Origin of the sequence: Delftia sp. ZNC0008, assembly GCF_000799035.1 — a bacterium.
GTDB classification, from domain to species: Bacteria; Pseudomonadota; Gammaproteobacteria; order Burkholderiales; family Burkholderiaceae_C; genus Comamonas; species Comamonas tsuruhatensis.
In genome coordinates this window covers 1-3480 of record NZ_JTKZ01000933.1, presented here as the reverse complement: position 1 = coordinate 3480, position 3480 = coordinate 1, and the positions used below count along the sequence as shown (strand labels likewise).

The following is a 3480-nucleotide window of genomic DNA, read 5'->3' as shown; positions in this document are numbered from 1 at the left end:
CGCCCTTGCGCTGCGCGCGGCCCAGGCGCTGCAGCGCGGACTGCGCCAGGTGGAAGCCGTCCATGGGCACGGCCGCCGCCAGTGGGCCCAGCGCCTGCAGCAGGGCGGTGCAGACCGTGCTCTTGCCTGCGCCGGGCGGGCCAGCCAGGCCCAGCAGGCGTCGGGGGCCGGAGCGTGCCAGCGCAAATGCACGCGCCAGGGCTTCGGGCGGCAGGATGGCCGTCATGCGCGTGCCTGCTGCGCGCTGGCCAGCCCGTCGGCCATGAAGCCGCGTGCGTGCAGGGCCAGGTCCATGCCGTCTTCCCACATCGGGCGCCAGATGGCCAGCGCGTTCGACAGCTGCTCGTTGACGATGGCCGACGAGAAGCTCTCGAAGGTGACGGTGCCCTGGTAGTCGATCTGCGCGAGGGCACCGAAGAACTGCGCGAAGTCGATGTGGCCCGCGCCCAGGTAGCCGCGGTGGTTCTCGCCGATGTGCACATAGCCCAGCCGCTGTCCGCAGGCCAGCACGGGGGCGGCAAGGTCGGCTTCCTCGATGTTCATGTGGTAGGTGTCCAGGTGCACGCAGACATGGGGTTGGCCGACTTCGTCGATGAACTCCAGCGCTTGCGTGGCCGTGTTCAGCAGATTGCTTTCGTAGCGGTTGACCACCTCCAGGCCCAGCGTGACGCCGCGCTCGCCCGCGAAGTCGGCAATGCGCCGCACGGCCTCGATCGCGTTGCGCCGGCCCCGTGGCGAACAGGGGTGGCCGTATTTCGCCATGGCGCCGTAGAGGATGCCGCCGAAATAGCGTCCGCCCAGGCGCGCCGTGATGTCCACGCCCTCTTGCAGCAGCGCCAGGCCGCGCGCGACCACGGCGGGGTCTTCGCTGGAGACATCGGCCTCGAAGGTCAGGCCCCGCGAGCAGCCCACGCCCAGGCCATGCTCCTGCAGCAGATCTCGCGTGAGCGCCAGGTCCATGAGCCGGGGGCCGTGCAGGGACAGCTCGACCAGGTCGTAACCGGCCTGGCGCGTCTGCTCGATCACATGGCGGGTGGAGGCCGGCGACAGGTCGCCGGCCCAGACAAGGGCGTGGATGCCGAGGGGGTTCATAGGGGCTCCGGTTGGACGCTGCGAGAGCGTGAAGGGGAGGGTTCGGCGGGTGCCCGGGCACGGCCCCGCCAGCGCGCCAGCAGGTGGCGCGCGGCCACGGCGGCGATCATGGTGGCGCCCCACAGGGCCTGCGTGAGCTGGGCATTGGCGCCCAGCAGGTTCACCCCGCTGGACAGCACCTGCAGGACGAGCAGGGCGACGAACAGCCCCGACACCCGGCCGAAGCCGCCCATGGGATCGGTGCCGCCCAGGATGGCCGCAAGCACCGTGACCAGCAGGTAGGACTGGGCGTAGCCCGCGCTGGCCGAGTTGAAGCGCGCCATCATCAGCACCGCCGCGATCCAGCACAGCAGCGTGGACAGGGTGTAGACGCCGATCAGCACGCGGCGCGTGTCGATGCCCGCATGGCGCGTGGCCTCGGCATTGGAGCCGACCATGCAGATGGCCAGCCCGTGGCGTGTGCTGCCCAGGTACAGGCCCACCAGCAGGCACACGGCCGCGAAGATCCAGAACGGCAGCGGCAGGACCAGCCACTGGGCGGAGCCCAGGGCCTGGAAGGCCTCGGGAAAGCCTGCAATGGGCTTGCCGCGCGTGAGCCAGACGCACAGGCCGTTGATCAGCGACATGGTGCCCAGCGTGACGAGGATGGGATGGGCGTTGACGCGCGCCACCAGCCAGCCGCTGGCCAGCCCCACCAGCAGGCTGGCGAGGGCGCCCACGGTCAGTGCTGCGGCGATGAGCAGGCCCTCATGGCCCGACAGGTCCAGGCCCAGCGCCGACAGGCCTCCCACCAGCACCCAGGCCATGGCCAGGCCCGCCATGTTGGCGCTGGCGACCACGGCCAGGTTGATGCCGCCACTGATCAGCGGCAGCATCTGTGCCAGTGCCAGCAGGCCCAGCTCGGGGATCTGCAGCAGCACCGATTGCAGCGTGCCCAGGGTGGCGAAGCTGCCGGGCAGCAGCAGCGTGAACACGGCGCACAGCAGTGCCAGCAGCGCGATCAGGCCCAGCGGTGCGCCAGTGCTGCGGTTCATGGCGCGGCCCCCGCCAAGGGCGCTGCAGGAGTGGCGTCAGCGCTGCGCTGCCGGGTTCTTCGCTGCGTGCGCCGCAGTCCCGTTGCGGCGGCGCAGGCCAGCACCACGGCGCCCAGCAGCACCTGGAAGAAATACGGCGACACGCCCATCAGGTTCAGCCCGTTGCGCAGCACGGCCAGAAGCAGCACGCCCATCAGCACGCCGCCCACGCTGCCCGTGCCGCCGAACAGGCTGGCGCCGCCCAGCACGGCGGCTGCGAGCACGAACAGCTCCGTGCCGACCAGGGCGTTGGGCACCGACTCGCCCACGCGGTGCGCCTGCACCAGGCCTGCGATGGCCGCCATCATGCCGAGCCAGCCATAGGCCACGCCCTGGATGGCGCCCAGGCCGATGCCCATGCGGTGGGCGGCCTCGGGGTTGCCGCCGAAGGCGTACAGGCGCCGTCCCAGCGCGCTGCGGCCCAGCAGCAGCGCGGTCAGCAGGGCGGCTGTGCCGGCCACGGCGATGGGCAGGGTCAGGCGCACGGGGTCTGCGCCGTCGGCGCTTGCGAAGCGGGCCAGCACCACGGAGTCGCTCCACCACGACGGCAGGTCGTAGATGGACCGGCCGCCCGTGCCATGCATCAGCAGCGCGAAGTACAGGTTCAGCGTGGAGATGGTGATGATGATGGAGGTGGCGCGCAGGCGGTGGATGAGCAGGGCGTTGAATGCGCCCAGCGCCAGTCCCGTGGCCAGGCCCAGCGCGATGCTGGCCGCCGGTGTCCAGCCCAGGCGTGTGGCCGCGAGGGCCGCAAGGTACTGCGCCACCGTGGCCGTGGCGGCAAACGAGATGTCGATGCCGCCCGCGACCAGCACCACCAGCAGGCCCACGGCCATGATGGCGGTGACCGATGCGCCCTCGGCCACGTCCATCCAGTTGCCCAGCGTCCAGAAGCCCGGCGCCAGGGCGCCGAACAGCAGGGCCATGGCGGCAATGGCCAGGCCCAGCCGGGCGACGGGGTGGTGCAGCAGCGCGTGTGCGTGTTCAGGCATGGACGGCTTCCTCGATCTGGCTTTCGGAATGCGCCCCTGGCAGGAACTCGCCGACGATGCGCCCGCCGCGCATGTGCAGCACGCGGTCGCAGTGGGCATGGACCTCGGCCACCTCGTCCGAGATGACGATCACCGCCATGCCCTGCGCGGCGAGCCCGTGCACGATCTCGAAGATGCCCTGGCGGTTGCCGATGTCCACGCCCACGGTGGGCGAGTCGAGGATCAGCAGGCGTGGCGCGGTCGCCAGCCAGCGGGCCAGCACCACGCGCTGGGCATTGCCGCCGGACAGCTGGTGCACGGGTGCGTCCAGCGCGGGCACGCGG

4 protein-coding genes and 1 pseudogene are annotated in these 3480 nt (G+C 71.4%); all 5 read right to left on the bottom strand.

The window, feature by feature from the left end; all coding sequences use genetic code 11:
• Positions 1-226, bottom strand: a pseudogene (locus L995_RS30065) (nucleoside/nucleotide kinase family protein); the annotation flags it as partial.
• Positions 223-1092 (bottom strand): sugar phosphate isomerase/epimerase family protein, encoded by an 870-nt coding sequence (locus L995_RS30060; RefSeq protein ID WP_047475112.1) that lies wholly within the window; start codon positions 1090-1092, stop codon positions 223-225. The gene L995_RS30060 and the pseudogene L995_RS30065, both read right to left, overlap by 4 nt.
• Positions 1089-2126 carry an ABC transporter permease gene (locus L995_RS30055; RefSeq protein ID WP_047475110.1) on the bottom strand — a complete coding sequence of 346 codons (1038 nt, stop codon included), beginning with the start codon at positions 2124-2126 and terminating at the stop codon, positions 1089-1091. Before L995_RS30055 ends, L995_RS30060 begins: the two co-directional genes overlap by 4 nt.
• Complete coding sequence (locus L995_RS30050; protein ID WP_047475108.1) at positions 2123-3157, bottom strand: ABC transporter permease; 1035 nt, start codon at positions 3155-3157, stop codon at positions 2123-2125. The genes L995_RS30055 and L995_RS30050 overlap by 4 nt, the downstream gene beginning before the upstream one ends.
• The coding region (locus tag L995_RS30045) for an ATP-binding cassette domain-containing protein (protein WP_047475107.1) at positions 3150-3480 on the bottom strand (331 nt) is incomplete at its 5' end. The genes L995_RS30050 and L995_RS30045, both read right to left, overlap by 8 nt.

Excerpts from the sequence above, each read along its gene's own strand:
- L995_RS30060 (WP_047475112.1), bottom strand. The coding sequence starts at position 1,092 with ATGAACCCCCTCGGCATCCACGCCCTTGTCTGGGCCGGCGACCTGTCG.
- L995_RS30055 (WP_047475110.1), bottom strand. The coding sequence starts at position 2,126 with ATGAACCGCAGCACTGGCGCACCGCTGGGCCTGATCGCGCTGCTGGCA.
- L995_RS30050 (WP_047475108.1), bottom strand. The coding sequence starts at position 3,157 with ATGCCTGAACACGCACACGCGCTGCTGCACCACCCCGTCGCCCGGCTG.